Below are 19062 nucleotides of genomic sequence, written 5' to 3'. Positions count from 1 at the left end.
TCAGGCCCGTCGCGTAGGTGCCGCCGCAGTGGGCGGTACGGCGATCCCGCCAGCCTCCGTGCGCCAGGCGTCGGCTAGTTCGGCGGGGAAACGCCGGCCGCTGCGGACCAGGACGACACCGGGGGCGAGTTCGACCTCGTCGCCGGGTCGGAAGGACCGGTCCACTCCGGGCGGCAGCGTCTCCCAGGGGCCGGGCACACCTCTACGGCCGGCTCCGCGCATCCGCGTCCCGTAGGTGCTGACATCACGGACCAGGACCGTGCCGCCCCGCGCGGAGAGCGCCACATGGCGGCGGCTGACCCGCGCGGCGACCTCCGGCGACAACAGACGGTGCAGGGCGATGCCCTCGGGTCCCGGCAACCGTCCGACGTGCGCCTCGCGGCCCTCGTCGAGTGTGTAACGGGCCACGCAGACACGGTCGATGACGACCTTGAGCTGGGCGGCGGCGGGCCTCGGCCCCTCGTCGGCCAGCGGGGCGCCGTGCAGTTCGCAGGTGGGGACCCCGCGTCGCATGCGCGGCAGCAGGACGCGGTCGCCCCTGCGGACGTCGTAGAGCGTGCAACGGGGTTCCGGGCAGCGCCAGTTGCGCATGACGACCTCGGTCAGCGGGGTGCGGGACGGGCCGAGCAGGCCCTGTTTCTTGAGGGCCGCGAGCTCCATGCGGTAGGAGATCTCGGCCTCCGTGCGCACGCCCATGTCCATGGCCACGAGGGCGACCGAGCCGTCGGGGCGGGGCTCGGGTCTGAGGAACTGCCAGGTGTTGCCCTGGATCCACGGGTGTTCGACGCGATGGTCGACGTACTGGTCCCCGGTGACGACCCGGGTACCGGTCATCCTCGCCAGGTCCAGGACGCGCTCGTCGGCGTCGTCCACCTCCTCGACCAGCCCCTCGGCCACCCACCGGCGCAGCCGCCGGACCTCGGCCGGATCACCGAACTCCCGGTGCCCGCCCAGCAGACTGGTGTCGGCGACCAGATAGACGGAGACGTCGGGGTCCCCGGTGAGTTCCGTCAACGCCCGCAGGACGAGCCCGAGTCGGCGCAGCGACCGCGGTCCCCGGGGGCCGATGGAGGTCTGGCGTACGACGTTGGAGAGTTCCAGCAGATAGTCGGCGCTCTCCGCCGAAGGGGACAGATAGTGTTCCATGCACGCCTCACCGTCCGACGGGACCGTCAACTTCCCTGATTCTCCCCGCATTTCGTCGTAATTCCTTGATCTCCTCGGACCCTTCCGGATGACCGGGTTGCGCCGGTACGATCACTCGCCTGGCGAGGGGGCCGATCATCGTGAACAACGCTGAAAACACCGACCACTTGAGACCGCTGGGTCCCGACGACCCGCAGGACGTGGCCGGTTACCGGCTGCTCGCCCGGATCGGCGAGGGCGGCATGGGGTCCGTCTATCTCTCGCGCACCCGAGGCAACCAGCCGGTCGCCCTGAAGGTGATCCGCCGGGAGTACGCCCAGGACGCGGAGTTCCGCCGCCGCTTCGAGCAGGAGGCGGCCGCCGCCCGCCGCGTGCAGGGCTACCACATCGTCCCGGTCGTCGACCACGACACCACCGGGCCACAGCCCTGGCTCGCCACCGTCTACGTCCCCGGCCTCGCCCTGGACCGGGTCCTCGCCCGGTACGGGACGCTCCCGCTGCCCGCCGTGCTCCAGTTGACCGGCTGCGCGGCGGAGGCGCTACAGGCCGTGCACAAGGCCGGTGTCATCCACCGGGACATGAAGCCGAGCAACATCCTCGTCGGCTCCGACGGTCCCTGGATCATCGACTTCGGCATCGCGCGGGCCGCCGACGCCACCCAGCTCACCCGCAGCGGCGGGCTCATCGGCACCCCGCAGTTCATGTCGCCGGAGCACGCGAACGGCCAGGAGCAGACCCCGGCCGCCGATGTCTTCTCCCTCGGCCTGATCGCCGCCGTGGCCGCGACCGGCCGTCATCCGTACGGCGACTCGGGGGCCATCACGCTGGCCACGAAGATCGCCAACACCGAGTTCCGCCCACCGGACCTGACCTCGTACCCCGAGCCGCTGCGCACGGTCCTGGAACGCACACTGGCCGCCGACCCGGCCGCCCGGCCGACCCCGGCCGAACTGGCCGAGCTGTGCCAGGAGTTGGCGGGACGGCCGTTGCGGGACTTCACCGACTGGTTGCCTGCGGCGGTCGCCGAGGACATCGCCCGGCAGGAGCAACTCGCGGTTGAGGAAGGGGTGTCGGGCGGTGACGTGAGCCTCGCGGGTGCCTCCACGCATGCGGGTGCGGCCGGCGCGCCGACCCTACCGCCCAACGGGTATACGCCCACCCACGTACCGGGATCGGGGCCCGGCGAGCCGACGCAGCACGCGCCGACGCGGCAGCCGCCGCCCCCGTCCGACCCGGCGCCCTCGGCTTCGGTACCGACGGCATCGACGGCACCGCCCCGCAAGCGGACCCCGCTGGTCGTAGGCGCCGCCGCGCTCGCCGTCGTGGTCGTGGCCGCCGCGGCCTGGGTCCTCACCCGCGACGACGACAACGACAAGGACACCGGCGCCCAGGGAAGCGGCGGAAAGACGGCCTCGTCACCCAGCACGAGCGCAAGCACGAGCACGACCGCAACGCCGAACGGCTACACCGTGGTCTTCGAGGCCAAACCCCTCACCCTGCGCGCCCAGTTCACGACCGGCCGCAGCTCGTACACGAACGTCGACCTGGACGCACCGCGGATCGACACCCACGCCTCCAGCTCGACGACCGGAGCCGAGTTGCAGTACGCGGAGTGGGGCACCGCCCACACCCTGAACCTCGTGACGACCACGGGCAAGAGCGCGGGCCCCACACCGGAGCAGTGCGCCGAGGGCGCGGCGGCGAACGCGCTGCCCTCCCAACTCGCCGACGCCGACCAGGCCAAGGAACTGACCAAGGGCACACTGCTGTGCACCGTCACCGACGAGAAGAACCTCGCGATGCTCAAGATCAAGGACGTCGTCGTCCAGACGGACGCCTCCGGCGTCAAGGCCCGCGACTACGTCGCCGAACTGACGCTCTGGAAGACGGCCTGACAGTCGGGTGGACGGTCCGGTGACGGCCTGACGGTCGAGTCGGGCACCCGCGCACGAGGGGCCCGGAACCGGTCGTCCGGAGCTCGCGGCCGGTGTCCGCCGCTCGGTTACCCTTCCGCCATGACCAGCAACGGGACCCGCCCACGTGATCACTCGGTGCAGTCCGTCGACCGGGCGGTGTCGATCCTCCAGGTGCTGGCGACGCGGGGTCCCAGTGGTGTGACCGAGATCGCCGAGGAACTGGGCATCCACAAGTCGACCGTGTTCCGGCTGCTGGCGACCCTGGAGTCACGGGGCCTGGTCGAGCAGGACACCGAGCGCGGGCGGTACCGCATCGGGTACACGATGGTCGAACTCGCCGCCGGGGCGAGCAAGGTGAACGACCTGTCCCTGCTGAGCCGTCCGGTCTGCCAGGAACTGGCCGCGGCCGTGGGCGACACGGTGAACGTGGCGATCCACGACGGACATGACGTGATCACCATCGACCAGGCGATCGGCGCGGCGGCGATCAAGAGCGTCGACTGGGTCGGCCGGCGCGCCCCGCTGCACGCCACCGCGGCCGGCAAGCTCTTCCTGGCGCACATGACCCCCGACCAGGTCGCGGAGATCTTCGCGGGGGGGGCGGAGAAGTACACCCCGCACACGATCGTCGACCCGACGGCCCTCGCGGCGGCGCTGGAGACGGTCCGCGAGCGGGGTTACGCCACCACCAGCGAGGAGCACGAGATCGGACTGGCGGCCATCGCCGCCCCGATCCGCGCCCTGGACGGCCAGGTCATCGGGGCTGTGACCCTGTCGGGACCGACCTTCCGCATCGACGAGGACACCGTGCCCGGTCTCGCGGAACAACTGCTGGCGGCCGCCGCGAAGATCTCCTGGCGGCGGGGTCACGTGAAACGCGGATGAGCGCTGCGCGCACGGCGAGTTAACACGGCGGGCTATTGACGGCCGGGGATTCCCAGCTCCACCATTTGTCTCGTATGGCGATGCTGTTTTGCATCGCGAAACAGCGCCACAGCATCCTTCGAGGAGCAGCCGTGCCCTCAGCCATCCTGGATCCCCTGCTCCAGCCCTTCCGGCTCAAGCACCTCACCCTGCGCAACCGCGTGGTCAGCACCTCCCACGAACCGGCGTTCGGCGAGGACGGCCTGCCCAAGGACCGTTATCGGGCCTACCACGTGGAGAAGGCCCGGGGCGGGGTCGGTCTCACGATGATCGGCGGCTCGGCGGTCGTCTCGCCCGACAGTCCGCCGGCGTTCGGCAATCTGCTCCTGTACCGCGACGACATCGTCCCGTGGCTGCGCCGGCTCACCGACGACGTGCGCGAGGCCGGGGCCGCCGTCATGTGCCAGGTCACCCATCTCGGCCGCCGTACCAGCAACTTCACCGGCGACTGGCTCCCGGTGGTGTCCGCCTCACCGCTGCGCGAACCCGCGCACCGCGCCTTCCCGAAGGCCGCCGAGCCCTGGGACCTGGACCGGATCGTCGCCGACTACGCCTCCGCGGCGGTCCGTTGCCGGGAGGGCGGTCTCGACGGCATCGAACTCGAGGCGTACGGCCACCTGTTGGACAGCTTCCTCTCCCCCGCGACCAACCACCGCGACGACGAGTGGGGCGGCGGCCTCGAGAACCGCATGGCGTTTCCGCGCCGGGTGATCCGGGCGGTGCGCGAAGCCGTCGGCCCGGACTTCGTCGTCGGGATCCGGATGTCACTGGACGAGGCACAACCCGGCGGCCTCACCTTCGACGAGGCGATCACCGCCGCCCGGCAATACGAAACCGACGGCATCGACTTCATCAGCACCATCCACGGCTCCATCGAGCGCGACGCGTCCCTGGCGAAGGCCATCCCGTCCATCGGCACCCCGCTCGGTCCGTACCTGGAGTTCACCGGTGAGATCAAGCGACGCCTTTCCGTCCCCGTGATGCACGCGGCACGCATCGCCGACGTCGCCACCGCGCGGCACGCCCTGCGCGAAGGGCTGCTCGACCTGGTCGGCATGACCCGAGCCCAGATCGCCGATCCGCACCTGGTCGCCAAGGTGAAGGCCGGCCACGAGGACCGCATCCGGCCCTGCGTCGGGGCGAGTTACTGCCTCGACGCGATCTACGACTCGGGCGACACCAAGTGCGTCCACAACCCGGCCGTCGGCCGCGAACTCCACCTGCCTCACATCGTCCCCCTCACAACTGGCCGTCGCAGAAAGGCAGTTGTCGTCGGAGCGGGACCGGCCGGACTGGAGGCGGCTCGTGTGCTGGGCGAACGCGGCCACGACGTCGTCCTGTTCGAGGCGAGCGACCAGCCCGGCGGGCAGATCAGGCTCGCCGCGTCGAACCCGCGCCGGGCCGACCTGATCCAGATCGTCGACTGGCGCCTCGCCGAGTGCAAAATCCTCGGCGTCGACCTGCGCCTGGGCACGTACGCCGAGGCCGACGACGTCCTCGCCGAACACCCCGACCTCGTGATCGTCGCCACCGGAGGCATGCCCAACCGCGGCTTCCTCACCGCCGGCGAGGGCCTGGTGTCCGACACCTGGGACGTGATGACGGGTTCGCTGCGGCGCCCGCGCGGCGAGATCCTGGTCTACGACGACCACGGCGGCTACCCGGCGATGGACGCCACGGAGGTCCTCACCGCCCTGCCCGACGTCCGGATCGAGTACGTCACCCCGGAGCGCGCGCTCGCCCCCGACGTCGGCAGCATGAACTCCCCCGCCTACCTACGGGCGTTCACCGCGCACGACGTCACCGTCACGCTCGCCCGGCGGCTGCGCTCCGTGCGCCGCACCGGGGACGGACGACTGGCCGCGACCCTCTACAGCGAGTACACCGAGGCCGAGACCGAGCGGATCGTGGACCACGTGGTCGTGGAGCACGGGACCCTGCCGGCGGACGAGCTGTACGTCGAACTCCTCGCCGGATCGAGCAACTTGGGCGAGGTCGACCACCGCGCCCTGCTGGGCAACGAGCGGCAGTCCGTGGTCCGCAACGAGGCGGGCCGCTACCAGCTCTTCCGCGTCGGCGACGCAGTCGCCTCCCGCAACATCCACGCCGCGATCCATGACGCGCTGCGGCTGTGCCTGCCGGTCTGAGCGTCACCCCCCCGTCCTGACGTCAACTCCCCAGTCGTACCGGAGAGATGAGATGAAGCAAGCGACCTCCGACGTCGGCGACCTCGTCGCCCGACGTCCCGCGGGCCAGAGCCTCGAAGCACCGTTCTACGTAGGCGAGGAGTTCTTCGACCTCGACATCGAGGCCGTCTTCGCCCGGAGTTGGCTGTTCGTGGCCGCCGAGGCGGAGCTTCCCGAGCCCGGCGACTATGTGACGGTCGACCTCGGGTCGTACTCGGTCATCGTCGTGCGCGACGACGACGAGGACGTCCGGGCCTTCCACAACGTCTGCCGCCACCGCGGGGCACGCATCCTCAACGAGGAGCGCGGCTCGGTGGGCAACATCGTCTGCGGGTACCACCGTTGGACCTACGGCGTGGACGGCAAGCTGCTGTACGCCGAGTCCCAGGCGCCCGGCTTCGACCCGTCCTGCTTCGGGCTGCGGTCCGTGCACGCGCGCACGGTGGCCGGGCTGGTCTTCATCTGCCTCGCCCAGGAGCCGCCGGAGGACTTCGACGAGGTCGCCGCCCGCATCGAGCCGTACCTCGCACCGCACAACCTGGCCAAAGCCAAAGTCGCCACACAGATCGACCTGGTCGAGCACGGCAACTGGAAGCTGACCATGGAGAACAACCGGGAGTGCTACCACTGCGTGGGCCATCCCGAACTCCAGGCCTGCTACTTCCCCATCTACGGCTACCAGGAGAAGGACATCCCGCCCGCGCTGCGCCCCGCCTACGAGCGCTTCCTCGTGGCCGACGCCGAGGCGCGCACCACCTACGACTCGTTGGGCCTGCCCTACGCCGAGATCGAGGAACTGGACACCCGTCCCACCGGTTTCCGCATCCAGCGCGAACCCCTCGACCTGGCCGGGGAGTCGTACACCCCCGACGGCACGGCCGCGTGCAAGCGCCTGCTGGCGGACTTCCCCACGGCCCGTCTGGGCCGGCTGTCCATGCACATCCAGCCCAACTCCTGGTTCCACTTCATGGCCGACCACGCGATCACGTTCTCCGTGATCCCGCTCGGCCCGGACCGCACCCTCGTCCGCACCACCTGGCTCGTGCACGCCGACGCCGTCGAGGGGATCGACTACGACCTCGACACCCTCACCAAGGTGTGGCAGGCAACGAACGACCAGGACGCGGTGCTGGTGGCCCGCGCCCACCGGGGCATCAGCAGCCCGGCCTATCTGCCGGGTCCGTACGGTCCGACGGAGGAGCAGGTCGAGGCGTTCGTCAACTGGTACGTGACCAGGCTCAAGGCACACCTGGAGCGCCGGCCATGAGCGAGACCGAAGAGCTGCTGGTCTGCCGGCAGGTGCACCCGCTCACGCACGACGTCTCCACGTTCGTGTTCGAGTACGCCGAACCCCGGCTGTTCCGGCACGACCCGGGCCAGTTCCTGACACTGACCCTCGACATCGACGGCCGGCCGGTGCAGCGCTGCTACACCATCTCCTCACCGCCCACCCGCCCCTTCCTGCTCTCGATCACGGTGAAGCGCGTACCGGGCGGGCTCGTGTCGAACTGGCTGCACGACCACCTCGGGCCGGGCGACACCGTACGGGCGCACGGACCGCTCGGCGACTTCTCCACGGCCCGGCATCCGGCGCCCAAGTACCTCTTCCTGTCCGGGGGCGTCGGCGTGACGCCGTCGATGTCGATGACCAGGACGCTGTACGACCTCGCGGACCCCGCCGACGTGGTGTTCGCGCACAGCGCGCGCACCCCGGCGGACATCGTCTTCCGCCATGAACTCGACCTCATCGCCGCGACCGCGCCCAACATCCGGATCGTCCACATCTGCGAGGAGGACCGCCCGTACGCCCCGTGGGGCGGACACCGCGGCCGGCTCACGATCGAGACACTCCGGCAGATCGCGCCGGACTTCCTCGAACGGGAGGTCTTCACCTGCGGCCCCGCCCCCTACATGGCCGCCGTACGGCGGATGCTGTCGGACGCGGGCCTCGACATGGACCACTACCACGAGGAGAGCTTCACGTTCGAGGCACTGACCACGCAGACCGACTCCTCCCCCGCCACCTCCGCGGACACCGGTTTCAAGGTCGAGTTCACCCGCACCGGACGCACCATCGAGTGCGACGCCGACACCTCGCTCCTCGCCGCCGCGTCCCGAGCCGGCCTCAGCCTGCCGGCCTCGTGCGCGCAGGGCATGTGCGGCACCTGCAAGACGACCCTGGTCTCCGGCTCCGTCGACATGCGGCACAACGGGGGCATCCGGCCACGCGAGATCGCCCAGAACAAGATCCTGCTCTGCTGCTCGAAGCCGCTGGAGGACGTCGTGATCGACGCGTGAGGCAGAGGGACTACGCCCCTTGGTCAGCTGACCTGGCGGTCGAACGCCTCGTACGCCGCCTCGTCGAAGAGCACGAACGTGACCTCCTCGACCGACGTGTCCGCCGCGCGTACGGTCTCCACCGCGATGCGTGCCGCGTCGTCCATCGGCCAGCCGTAGATGCCGGCGGAGACGGCGGGGAACGCGACCGTGCGGGCGCCGAGTTCGTCGGCGACGCGCAGCGACTCCCGGTAGCAGGAGGCGAGTTGGTCCGAGCGGTCCTCCTCGCGGGAGTGGACGGGGCCCACGGTGTGGATCACCCACTGGGCGTCGAGTTCGCCCGCTGTCGTCGCGACCGCCTGGCCGGTGCGCAGGCCCTTGCCGTAGTGGGAGGCGCGGAGTTTTCGGCAGGCCTCCAGGATCGCGGGGCCGCCCCGGCGGTGGATCGCGCCGTCCACGCCTCCGCCGCCCAGGAGTGAGGAGTTGGCCGCGTTGACGATCGCGTCGGCGGTCTGACGGGTGATGTCGCCCTGGACGAGCTTGATGGTGGTGTTGTTGGTGGTCATGACTGCCTCAGTCTGCGCCAGACGGCCTTCGCCGCATTGTGTCCCGACATGCCGTGCACACCGGGGCCCGGCGGGGTCGCCGAGGAGCAGATGAAGACGGCCGGGTGCGGGGTGCCGTAGGGAGAGAGGGAGAGTTTGGGTCGGAGGAGGATCTGGAGGCCGGAGACCGCGCCGGTGCCGATGTCGCCGCCCACGTAGTTGGCGTTGCGGGCGGCGAGTTCGGGCGGGCCCGCGGTCGCGCGGGCGAGGACGCGGTCGCGGAAACCCGGAGCGAAGCGCTCCAGTTGGCGTTCCAGGGCGTCCGTGAGGTCGCCGGTCCAGCCGCTGGGGACATGGCCGTAGGCCCAGAAGACCTGCTTGCCGGCCGGGGCCCGGGTGGGGTCGACGACGCCGGGCTGCACGGTGATCATGAACGGCCGGTCGGGGGCGCGGTTCTCGCGGGAGGCGGCGCGCAGGGCGTTGCCGATCTCCGTGCTGTCGGCGCCGATCTGTACGGTGCCGGCGGTGCGCGCCTCCTTGGCGGTCCAGGGGACCGGGCCGTCCAGGGCGTAGTCGACCTTGAAGACTCCGGGGCCGTAGCGGAAGTTCTCGTAGTAGTTGCCGAAGCCGGCGATCTTCGCCAGGGCGGTGGGCGAGGTGTCGAAGACGTAGGCGCGGGCCGGGGGGAGGTCGTCGAGGCGCTTGACCTCGTAGTCGGTGTGGATCTCGCCGCCGAGGTCCTTCAGGTAGGCGGCCAGGGCGTCCGAGATGGACTGGGAGCCGCCGCGGGCCACCGGCCAGCCGCGCGCGTGTGCCGCGAGGGCGAAGACCAGGCCGATGGCTCCGGTGGCGAAGCCGCTGAGCGGGGCCATGACGTGACCCACCAGTCCGGCGAACAGGGTCTTGGCGCGCTCGTCCCGGAAACGGCTGGTCAGCCAGGTCGACGGGGGCAGTCCGGCCAGGCCGAAGCGGGCGAGGGTGACCGGGTCGCGGGGCAGCGAGGTGGACGGCAGGGACATGAAGTCGCGGACCAGGGTGTCCCACTTGGGGAGGAAGGGCTCGACCAGCCTGCGGTACGTCCCCGCGTCGCGCGGCCCGAAGGAGGCGGCCGTCTCCGCGACGGACCGGGAGAGCACGGCCGCGCTGCCGTCGGTGAACGGGTGCGCCATGGGCAGCTCGGCGTGCAGCCACTCCAGGCCGTAGCGCTCCAGGGGCAGGGCGCGGAACGCGGGCGAGTTGATGCCCAGCGGGTGCGCCGCCGAGCAGGGGTCGTGCCGGAAGCCGGGGAGGGTGAGCTCCTCGGTGCGGGCGCCGCCGCCGACGGTGTCCCGTGCCTCGAACACGGCCACGGAGAAGCCGCGCCGGGCCAGCTCCACGGCAGCCGTCAGTCCGTTCGGCCCCGCACCCACCACGACCGCATCGAGCATCGACGGCACCTTCGGACCCCTTCTTCGTCAGCCCATGGCCACTCGGGGTCAGGATATGCCGCGGGACTGACATCCCCGGGGCCGGTCCGTCCAGTGTGCGGAACCCGTGACCCTAGGACGCCCGCAGCAGTTCCATGACGCGCCGGGCCGTCGCCGCGTCCCGGGCCGCCGTGAACGGCAGTGCGTTGCCGCCCGTGATGCGGAACGGCTCTCCGGTGAGCGTGAGGTGGGCGCCGCCCGCCTCCTCGACGAGGAGCAGGCCGGCCGCGTGATCCCACGCCGCTTCCCAACTGAAGGCGGTGGCGTCCAACTCGCCCTTGGCGATGGCGAGATACTCGAGGCCGGCCGAGCCGCACGGGCGCGTGCGCACCCCGTCCGCCCAGAGGCCGAGCAGGGCGCGCTTCTGGGCGTCCGTCGTGTAGTCCGGGTGGGAGGTGGCCACTTCCAGGTCCCGGGCGGGGTCCGGGGCTCCGGGGCGCAGCCGGACGCCGTCGAGGAAGGCGCCGCCGCCCTTCACCGCCGTGGCCAGTTGGTCGCGGGCGGGGGCGTAGGTCCAGGACGCGAGCAGTTCGCCCTGCCGGGCGAGTGCGACCAGCGTGCAGAAGCCGGTCTCGCCGCGCACGAACTGGCGGGTCCCGTCGACCGGGTCGACGATCCAGACCGGGGCGTCGCCCTGGAGCGCCTCGTAGGTCTCCGGGTCGGCGTGCACCGCTTCCTCGCCGACCACGACGGAGCCGGGCAGGAGGGCGCCGAGCACCTGCGTGAGGTGTCGCTCGGCGTTGCGGTCGGCGTCCGTGACCAGGTCGTGCGGGCCGCTCTTCTGGTCTATCTCGTGCGCGGCGAGCTGCCGGAAGCGGGGCATGATCTCGGCCGCCGCCGCCTTGCGGATCGCGTCCTCGACGTCGGCCGTGTGCTGTACGAGAAACTCGTCGATGGTTTCGGTGTCTTCGATCATGTCTCCATGAGAGCACGGGCCACTGACAATCCACACCCGCCCGGTGCACTCCGGGTGGAATCACCATGAACACCCGGATTCGCGATCACCGTCCGATTCACTGTCCGTGTCGCCCTCCGGATCAGCGTCCGACGGCATACCCCTGCATGCCGCGCGGGTTCGCCGCCGCCGAGAGGATCCCGGCCGCCGGGTCCCGGGCGACCGCGCACAGCCGCCCCTCCGACCAGGCGTCCCCCACGGTCACGTCGTGGCCGCGCCGGCGCAGTTCCTCGACCACCGTCGCGTCCATCCGGGACTCGACGGTCACGCTGCCCGGTCGCATGCCGCGCGGGTAGAAGGAGCCGGGGAAGCTGTCGTTGTGCCAGTTCGGGGCGTCGATGGCGCCCTGGAGGTCGAGCCCGCCGCGTGCCTTCGCGCGCGTGGCGACCGCCAGGAAGAAGTGCAGCTGCCACTGGTCCTGCTGGTCCCCGCCGGGTGTGCCGAAGGCCAGCACCGGGACTCCGTCGCGCAGGGCGATCGACGGGGTGAGCGTGGTGCGCGGACGGCGGCCCGGAGCAAGGGAGTTGGGCAGTCCCGACTCCAGCCAGGCCATCTGCAGCCGGGTGCCGAGGGGGAAGCCAAGCTCGGGCACCACCGGGTTGGACTGGAGCCAGCCGCCGCTGGGCGTGGCCGCGATCATGTTGCCCCAGCGGTCGACGACGTCGAGGTGGCAGGTGTCGCCCCGGGTACCGCCGTCGGCCGTGAGCCGCGCGACGGTCGGCTCCCCCGCCCCCATCGGGTCGAACCCCGGCTCCGCGGGCGCCACCACGCGCGCGTGCCCGCTCAGCCGCGGAACGCGCCCTCCGGGGCTGCCCGGCCGCAGCTCGTACGACGCCTTCTCGCCGATCAGCTCCCGCCGCGCCGCGTTGTAGTCCGCCGACAGCAACTCCCCCAGCGGTACGGCCTCTTCGCCCGCGTCCCCGTACCAGGCCTCCCGGTCCGCCATCGCGAGCTTGCAGCCCTCGATCAGGAGGTGGACGTAGTCGGCGGTCTCGTAGGCGGGCAACTCGGGCGGGAGGAGTGCGAGTTGCTGGAGGAACGCCGGGCCCTGGCTCCAGGGGCCGGCCTTGCAGAGTGTCCAGCCGTTCCAGTCGTAGGTCGCGGGTGCCTCGTAGGACGCGGACCAGGAGGCGAGGTCGGCGGCCGTGAGGGTGCCGGTGTGGCGCTCGCCGCTGGTGTCCATGGTGGGCCGCCCGGACTGCCGTACCAGGGCCTCGGCGATGAACCCGGACCGCCACACCGCCCGCGCCGCCTCGATCTGGGCCTCCCGGTCCCCCGCCCCGTGGACCTCAGCGAGCAGGCGCTTCCAGGTGGCGGCGAGGGCGGGGTTGCGGAACAGCTCGCCGGGGCGGGGCGCCTTGCCGCCGGGCAGGTACACGTCCGCCGACGAGGTCCACTCCGTCTCGAAGAGTTCCCGTACGGTCTCGACGGTCGCGCCGACGTTCTCCACGCACGCGTGCCCGTCCTCGGCGTACCCGATGGCGTACTTCAGGACGTCGGCGAGGGACTTCGTGCCGTGGTCGCGGAGCAGCAGCATCCAGGCGTCGAAGGCACCTGGGACGGCCGCGGCGAGGGGGCCCGTGCCGGGTACGAGATCCAGACCGAGTCCGCTGTAGTGGTCGATCGTGGCTCCGGCGGGGGCGACGCCCTGTCCGCACAGCACCCGCACCTCGCGGCCCGCCGGGGCGAGCAGGATGGGCACCTCGCCGGCCGGGCCGTTGAGGTGCGGCTCGACGACGTGCAGGACGAAGGCCCCGGCGACGGCGGCGTCGTAGGCGTTGCCGCCGTCCTCCAGGACGGCCATCGCGGACTGCGAGGCCAGCCAGTGGGTGGAGGACACCATGCCGAAGGTGCCCTGGAGGGTGGGGCGGGTGGTGAAGGACATGTCTCACCTCGGTGATCGCGCGCGTGGTTGCCCTGATCGTTCAGCAGACTATCGACCGGGGCGTGCACCCTTCGGCGCGCGTCGGGCCGCAGGGGCGACCGGTGTTCAGGAGCCCACCCATGTCCGTTGCCGCCCTACTTCGCGGGAGCGAACACGCGCTGTGCCGCGACCACCGCCCCGCCGCGCGCCCACTCCTCGAACGGCAGGGGGCGGACCACCAGATCGCAGTCGACCGCGGCACCGAAGGCGTGGTCCACGAAGGCCTGGCGGATGTGGTCGGCGAAGAGGTCGTAGGAGGCGACGCCCTCGCCGGAGATGATGATGCGCTCCGGTCCGATGAGGTTGGCGACGCAGGCCAGGGCGAGGCCCACGGCGTGTCCGGCGCGGGCGAAGACGGCCCGGACGGCGGGGTCGCCGGTGTGCGCCAGGCGGATCGCGCCGTCCATGGTCAACTCCGCGTCGCCGGTGGCCTGTCGGGCCTGTTCGACGATCGCGTGGGTGGAGGCCACCGCTTCCACGCACCCGGTGTTGCCGCAGGTGCAGACCCGGTCGGTGCCGCTCACCGGGAGGTGCCCCACCTCGCCCGCGACGCCGTGCGCTCCGGAGACGACCCGGCCGGCGACACAGAGTCCGGCGCCGATGCCTGCGCCGACGGTGACCAGGGCGAAGATCGACAGTCCGACGCCGGCCCCGAACCACTGCTCGGCCACGGTCAGGGCGCGTACGTCGTTCTCGATGACCGTGGGTGTCCCGGTGGCCGTCTCGACGAGCTGGGCGAGCGGCACCCGGCGCCAGTTGAGGAAGGGCGAGTACTGGACCGTGCCCAACTGGCTGTCCACGTCGCCGGAGATGGTGACGCCGACGCCGTGGAGGTCGGCGGTGCCCTCCAGGTGCGCGGCCGCACGCAGTTCGTCCACGAGCCGGGCGATGGCCAGCACCACGGTGCCCACGTCGCGCGAGTCGAGGCGGACACGCCGGGAGGCCAGTGGACGGGCCGTCAGATCGGCCAGCACGCCGATGAGTTCCTCACCGGTGACCTTCACACCGGCGAACAGGGCGCGTTCGGGCCGTACTTCGACCGGGGTCGCCGGGCGGCCGTTCGTCCGCTCGGTGGCGGGCCGACCGCCCTCGGTGATCCAGCCGTCGGCCATCAGCGAGGTGGCCACCTTGGTGACGGCTCCCGCGGTCAGTCCGGTCCGCCGGCCGATCTCGGCGCGACTCAGCGGACCGTGCTGGAGCAGGGTCTGCAGGACGAGTGCGGCCGCGGGCGGCTGGTCGGCGAGGGTCATGGGGCGACGTTACCTTTCCTTTGGAAAGTAAGACAAGGGATATTCATCGGCCCTATGGGCCTGAAACCGCAGGTCATTCGGCAGCAGGTGGCCGAAACCCCCCACCTGGCCACACAAAGGTCGGAGTTTTCCGCCGGTCGACTATGTTGACGCTGGAAGGAAACTAAGCCTAGATTCGCCGCACTCCTCGTCGGGGCGGACGGGACGGTCCTGCGCCGGTGAGGAGTGTGTGGCCCCCACCCACTCGCCCGTTGGTCCCAGCGAACCCCCTCGGTGATGTCCCGGGACGACCACCACCGAGAGGCTCCCCGCACCTCGACACCTCAGGCGGGAACCCCGCCTGCAGCCGCGCCCTGACGGAGTGAACACATGCCTCGTCCAGCTCGACCCACACGTCTGAGAACTCTCACCTGCCTCACCGCGCTGACGGCGGCGCTCGTCGTGCCCGCCTCCGCACGGGCCGCGACCGCCGCGGACGCCTCGGGGGCCCAGGCATCCGGTACCACGACCGCCACGACCACGCCTCTCGTGGCCGCCAAGCCCTACATGGGCTACAGCACTTGGAGCGTCGAGTCGACCAACTTCCCCGGCTACGGCGGGGACTGGCTCACCGAGGCGCACGTCCTGCAGCAGGCGGACGTGCTGTCCTCGAAGTTGAAGTCGCACGGCTACAACTACGTGAACGTGGACGCCGGTTGGAACGACGCCAAGGGCGACGCCTATGCCCGGCCGACCCCGAACCTGACGAAGTTCCCGCACGGGATGAAGTACCTCGCGGACCAACTCCACCGCAAGGGACTGAAGTTCGGCCTCTATCTGGCCGTCGGCCTCTACCAGCAGGCGTACAACGACGGCAGGACGCCGATCTACAACGCGCCGGGCTGCACCACCAAGGACATCGTCTACCCGGACCTGCGCAAGACCAGCGGCTGGGACGACGTCTCCTACCAGCTGAACTTCTCCAGCCCCTGCACCACCAAGTACATCCAGTCCGAGGCCGACCAACTGGCCTCCTTCGGCGTCGACTTCCTCAAGATCGACGGCGTGGGCCCCGGTTCCAACCAGGGCGACGCGGCGCACAACAACGTCCCCGACATCCAGGCCTGGCACACCGCCCTGAAGAACACCGGGCGGCCCATCGAGTTCACCCTGTCCTGGTCGCTCAGCCACAACCAGGCCGACGTCTGGAAGGCCAACTCCAACGGCTGGCGCATCGACACGGACGTCGAGTGCTACTGCGACACCCTGGTGACGTGGAACAACTCCGTGAAGGCGCGCTGGAACGACGTCGTGCCGTGGATCGACGACGCAGGGCCCGGCCACTGGAACAACCTCGACTCGCTCGACGTGGGCTCGGACGTCATGGACGGCGTCAACCAGACCGAGCGGCAGAGCTACATGACGCTGTGGGCCATCGAGGCCGCGCCGCTGTACATCGGTGACGACCTCACCAAGCTCGACAAGTACGGCCTGAAGCTGCTCACCAACGACGAGGTCATCGCGGTCGACCAGGCGGGCAACCCGGCCAGGCCGGTCAGCCAGAAGACGCCCCAGCAGACCTGGTACGCCCGCAACTCGGACGGCAGTTACACCGTGGCCCTGTTCAACCTGGGCAAGGGCTACTCGGACGTGACCGCGGACTTCAGCGACCTCGGCATCAGCGGCAAGGCCAAGGTCCGTGACCTGTGGAGCCACAAGAACCTCGGCTCGGTGAGCGGCAGGTTCACCGACAACCTGGCCCCGCACGGCTCGCGTCTGCTGCGCATCACGCCCGCCGCGACCGGCAGCCACCCGGGTGTACCGCTGAACGTGCACGGCACCGCGTCGACGGCCGGCAGCGTCTCGCTCGCCTGGAGCGCGGTGAACTCCGGTACGAAGACCACCGGTTACGACGTGTACGCCAACGGCACCAAGAAGGCCACCGTCACCGGCACCTCCGCCACCGTGAGCGGTCTGCAGGCCGGTACCGCCTACTCCCTCACCGTGGTCGCGCATGACGCCAAGGCCCGAACGTCCGCCCCCAGCAAGGCAGTTGACGTCACCACCCCGGCGGCCGGCGGACCGGTGTCCTACGAGGCCGAGGCCTCCGGGAACACCCTCACCGGCAACGCCTCCGTGGGCGACTGCTCCGCGTGCTCGGGCGGCAAGAAGGTCGGCAACCTCGGCGGCACCGGAACCCTGGCGGTCAACCACGTCACCGCGCCCCGCGACGGCACCTACCTGATGAAGCTCGACTACACCGACGGCTCCACCGGCCGCACGATGATCATCGGCACGGGTGACACCTCCTTCCAGCAGTTCCTGCCCGGCAGCAACGACAACAACTGGGGGCAGCCGAGCTCGATCACGGTGCCCGTCCAGCTGAAGGCCGGCGACAACACGATCACCTTCGGCAACGCCTCGGACTACGCCTCCGACGTGGACCGCATCACCCTCTGACGGTCGTCCGTCCGACCCGACCAACCTCCAACCGACCGACATCCGAGGAGAGTTCCGTGGTGGTCACATCACAGGGCGAGCCCAAGACGCCGACCCCACCGCCGTCCGCCGCGGTGACCACCACGGCCACCGCCCCCGGCTCAACCCCCCGCATCCGCAAGACCCGTTCGGCCCGCAGAGCGAGCCGATACGCGCCGACCAGGTCCGCGGCGGCCCGCCGCCGCGACCTGCCGGTCGCACTCCTGCTGATCATTCCCTCCGTAGTCGGATTCGCGGTCTTCTACGCCTATCCGACCCTCCGAGGCATCTACCTCAGCTTCACCGACTTCCATGTCCTCACCCCGCCGCACTGGGTGGGACTGGCCAACTTCCACCAGATGTTCGGCGACGACGTCTTCTGGCACTCCCTGCTCGTCACCGTCTACTTCGTGATCCTGGCCGTCGTCTTCGGCACATTGGCCTCCCTGGTGACGGCCGTGGTGCTGCACCGGGTGACCAAGTCGTCGGCGCTGCGCGGAGTGATCCTGCTGCCGTTCCTGATCTCCAACGTCATCGCCGCGCTGGTCTGGCAGTGGATGCTCGACCCTTCCCTCGGTGTCGTCAGCCTCGTCCTGCAGCATCTGACGGGCCACTCCATCCTCTTCTTCGGCAGCAGCGCCTGGGCCATCCCGTCCCTCGCCGCGATCAGCATCTGGAAGTGGATGGGCTACTACTCCCTGCTGATCTTCGCCGGACTGCAGACCATCCCCTCCACCATCTACGAGGCCGGCCGGGTGGACGGCGCCGGCGAAGTGCAGATGTTCCGGCGCCTCACAGTGCCGCTGCTGCGGCCGATCCTGGTCATGGTGGTCGTCCTGACGGTGATCAACTCCTTCCAGGTGTTCGACATCGTGCAGGTCACCACCCAGGGCGGCCCGGCGAACGCCTCGAACGTGCTGCAGATGTACATCTACAGCAAGGCGTTCAGGCAGTTCGACTTCGGCTACGCCGCCACCCTCTCGCTGGCCCTGTTCGCCCTGCTCATCACGGTCACCTTCACCCAGCTGCGGCTCGCCCGCGCCAATGAATCCGACCTCAGCTGAAGGAGCCCGTCATGGCAGTCACCCTCGCCCCCGGCCGGGCGGCCACCGCGCGGCCCCGGCCGCGGAAGAACCGCAGAAGCCTCTCCCCCGGCAGGATCGTCGCCTGGACCTATCTGGGCATCGTCGTCCTGATCACCCTCTTCCCGTTCTACTGGATCCTGCGCACCGCGCTGTCCAACAACTACAAGCTGTCGACGCACCCGTCCTCACCGCTGCCGGTGGGCTTCACCTGGGGTGCCTTCGAACGCGTCCTCGGTATCGCCTCAACCGCCGACGCACAGGCCCAGGGCGGCTCGGGCGCGGCCATCAACATCGCGCTGTACCTGCGCAATTCGCTGATCTACGCGTCCGTGCAGACCGTGCTGATCGTCCTGTTCGCCTCGGCCGGCGCCTACGCGTTCTCCCGGCTGCACTGGCGTGGCCGCAACCTGGTCTTCAACATTCTCATCACCGCGTTGATGGTGCCCAGCGTCTTCACGCTGCTGCCCAACTTCGTGTTCGTCAAAGACCTCGGCCTGACCAACACGTTCGCCGGACTGATCCTGCCCGGGGCGCTCTTCCAGGCGTTCACGCTGTTCTTCCTGCGGCAGTTCATGCTGGGGCTGAGCAACGAGGTCGAGGAGGCCGCGATCCTCGACGGGGCGGGCCCGCTGCGGATCTTCTTCCGGATCGTGCTGCCGATGTCGTCGGCTCCGATCGCGACCGTGTCGCTGCTGATGTTCGTCAACGCCTGGAACGACTACTTCTGGCCGCTGCTGATCACCAACAGCCAGGACGTGGAGCCGCTGACCCTCGCGCTCGGCGTCTTCAAGCAGTCCTCGCCCCAAGCCGCCCCCGACTGGGCCGGGTTGATGGCCGCCGCCCTGGTCGCGGCCCTGCCGATGCTGCTGCTGTTCGTCGCCTTCGGCAAGCGCATCGTCAACTCCATCGGCTTCTCCGGCCTCAAGTGACC

The 19062-nt window shown here is 70.4% G+C and carries 14 protein-coding genes; 8 read left to right on the top strand and 6 right to left on the bottom strand.

Annotation, left to right across the window (positions count from 1 at the left end; genetic code table 11):
• Complete coding sequence (locus tag SSP08S_RS29610) at positions 1-1146, bottom strand: FHA domain-containing protein (protein WP_019071274.1); 1146 nt, start codon at positions 1144-1146, stop codon at positions 1-3.
• Positions 1147-1286: 140 nt separating this feature from the next.
• Here SSP08S_RS29610 and SSP08S_RS29605 point away from each other — a divergent pair, with 140 nt between their 5' ends.
• The 5 genes from SSP08S_RS29605 (at position 1287) to SSP08S_RS29585 (ending at position 8470) form a co-directional block, all read left to right on the top strand.
• Positions 1287-3041 carry a serine/threonine-protein kinase gene (locus SSP08S_RS29605; protein ID WP_019071273.1) on the top strand — a complete coding sequence of 585 codons (1755 nt, stop codon included), beginning with the start codon at positions 1287-1289 and terminating at the stop codon, positions 3039-3041.
• Positions 3042-3161: 120 nt separating this feature from the next.
• Entirely contained in the window at positions 3162-3947 is a 786-nt protein-coding gene (locus SSP08S_RS29600; protein WP_051106004.1) for an IclR family transcriptional regulator, read from the top strand.
• A gap of 131 nt (positions 3948-4078) precedes the next feature.
• Complete coding sequence (locus tag SSP08S_RS29595) at positions 4079-6133, top strand: NADH:flavin oxidoreductase (RefSeq protein ID WP_019071271.1); 2055 nt, start codon at positions 4079-4081, stop codon at positions 6131-6133.
• 52 nt (positions 6134-6185) lie between these two features.
• The gene (locus SSP08S_RS29590) at positions 6186-7439 is read left to right on the top strand and encodes an aromatic ring-hydroxylating oxygenase subunit alpha (protein ID WP_019071270.1); all 1254 of its coding nucleotides are present in this window, start codon (positions 6186-6188) and stop codon (positions 7437-7439) included.
• Positions 7436-8470, top strand: coding sequence for an FAD-binding oxidoreductase (locus SSP08S_RS29585; protein ID WP_019071269.1), 1035 nt, complete (start codon positions 7436-7438; stop codon positions 8468-8470). The genes SSP08S_RS29590 and SSP08S_RS29585 overlap by 4 nt, the downstream gene beginning before the upstream one ends.
• Positions 8471-8493: 23 nt before the next feature.
• Here the strand turns inward: SSP08S_RS29585 and SSP08S_RS29580 are convergent, their stop codons facing one another.
• The 5 genes from SSP08S_RS29580 to SSP08S_RS29560 all read right to left on the bottom strand — a co-directional run bounded on the left by SSP08S_RS29580 (position 8494) and on the right by SSP08S_RS29560 (position 14589).
• Entirely contained in the window at positions 8494-9015 is a 522-nt protein-coding gene (locus tag SSP08S_RS29580) for an O-acetyl-ADP-ribose deacetylase (protein ID WP_019071268.1), read from the bottom strand.
• A complete protein-coding gene (locus SSP08S_RS29575; protein ID WP_019071267.1) occupies positions 9012-10421 on the bottom strand; it encodes a phytoene desaturase family protein in 1410 nt (469 codons plus the stop codon). The genes SSP08S_RS29580 and SSP08S_RS29575 overlap by 4 nt, the downstream gene beginning before the upstream one ends.
• A 112-nt stretch (positions 10422-10533) precedes the next feature.
• Positions 10534-11376 carry an inositol monophosphatase family protein gene (locus SSP08S_RS29570; RefSeq protein ID WP_019071266.1) on the bottom strand — a complete coding sequence of 281 codons (843 nt, stop codon included), beginning with the start codon at positions 11374-11376 and terminating at the stop codon, positions 10534-10536.
• A 121-nt stretch (positions 11377-11497) separates the two neighbouring features.
• Positions 11498-13300 carry a gamma-glutamyltransferase family protein gene (locus tag SSP08S_RS29565; protein WP_019071265.1) on the bottom strand — a complete coding sequence of 601 codons (1803 nt, stop codon included), beginning with the start codon at positions 13298-13300 and terminating at the stop codon, positions 11498-11500.
• 134 nt (positions 13301-13434) lie between these two features.
• Positions 13435-14589, bottom strand: a complete 1155-nt coding sequence (locus SSP08S_RS29560; RefSeq protein ID WP_019071264.1) for an ROK family transcriptional regulator — start codon at positions 14587-14589, stop codon at positions 13435-13437.
• A 369-nt stretch (positions 14590-14958) separates the two neighbouring features.
• On the opposite strand from SSP08S_RS29560, the gene SSP08S_RS29555 reads away from it, so the two are divergent.
• From SSP08S_RS29555 to SSP08S_RS29545, 3 genes are read left to right on the top strand one after another with little or no spacing between them, the layout of a single operon-like run.
• The gene (locus SSP08S_RS29555) at positions 14959-17028 is read left to right on the top strand and encodes a fibronectin type III domain-containing protein (protein ID WP_043259771.1); all 2070 of its coding nucleotides are present in this window, start codon (positions 14959-14961) and stop codon (positions 17026-17028) included.
• Between the two features lie 56 nt (positions 17029-17084).
• Positions 17085-18110 carry a carbohydrate ABC transporter permease gene (locus tag SSP08S_RS29550; RefSeq protein ID WP_019071262.1) on the top strand — a complete coding sequence of 342 codons (1026 nt, stop codon included), beginning with the start codon at positions 17085-17087 and terminating at the stop codon, positions 18108-18110.
• An 11-nt stretch (positions 18111-18121) separates the two neighbouring features.
• Positions 18122-19060: a carbohydrate ABC transporter permease gene (locus tag SSP08S_RS29545; RefSeq protein WP_019071261.1), complete on the top strand. Its 939-nt coding sequence runs from the start codon at positions 18122-18124 to the stop codon at positions 19058-19060.
• The last annotated feature ends 2 nt before the right edge of the window (positions 19061-19062 follow it).

Origin of the sequence: Streptomyces hokutonensis (genome assembly GCF_000376565.1) — a bacterium.
GTDB lineage: Bacteria > Actinomycetota > Actinomycetes > Streptomycetales > Streptomycetaceae > Streptomyces > Streptomyces hokutonensis.
Note: the sequence above shows the minus strand (reverse complement) of the source record. Positions and strands in the feature narration are given on the sequence as shown.

Excerpts from the sequence above, each read along its gene's own strand:
- SSP08S_RS29580 (WP_019071268.1), bottom strand. The coding sequence starts at position 9,015 with ATGACCACCAACAACACCACCATCAAGCTCGTCCAGGGCGACATCACC.
- SSP08S_RS29545 (WP_019071261.1), top strand. The coding sequence starts at position 18,122 with ATGGCAGTCACCCTCGCCCCCGGCCGGGCGGCCACCGCGCGGCCCCGG.
- SSP08S_RS29600 (WP_051106004.1), top strand. The coding sequence starts at position 3,162 with ATGACCAGCAACGGGACCCGCCCACGTGATCACTCGGTGCAGTCCGTC.
- SSP08S_RS29570 (WP_019071266.1), bottom strand. The coding sequence starts at position 11,376 with ATGATCGAAGACACCGAAACCATCGACGAGTTTCTCGTACAGCACACG.
- SSP08S_RS29575 (WP_019071267.1), bottom strand. The coding sequence starts at position 10,421 with ATGCTCGATGCGGTCGTGGTGGGTGCGGGGCCGAACGGACTGACGGCT.
- SSP08S_RS29560 (WP_019071264.1), bottom strand. The coding sequence starts at position 14,589 with ATGACCCTCGCCGACCAGCCGCCCGCGGCCGCACTCGTCCTGCAGACC.
- SSP08S_RS29555 (WP_043259771.1), top strand. The coding sequence starts at position 14,959 with ATGCCTCGTCCAGCTCGACCCACACGTCTGAGAACTCTCACCTGCCTC.
- SSP08S_RS29590 (WP_019071270.1), top strand. The coding sequence starts at position 6,186 with ATGAAGCAAGCGACCTCCGACGTCGGCGACCTCGTCGCCCGACGTCCC.
- SSP08S_RS29565 (WP_019071265.1), bottom strand. The coding sequence starts at position 13,300 with ATGTCCTTCACCACCCGCCCCACCCTCCAGGGCACCTTCGGCATGGTG.
- SSP08S_RS29585 (WP_019071269.1), top strand. The coding sequence starts at position 7,436 with ATGAGCGAGACCGAAGAGCTGCTGGTCTGCCGGCAGGTGCACCCGCTC.
- SSP08S_RS29610 (WP_019071274.1), bottom strand. The coding sequence starts at position 1,146 with ATGGAACACTATCTGTCCCCTTCGGCGGAGAGCGCCGACTATCTGCTG.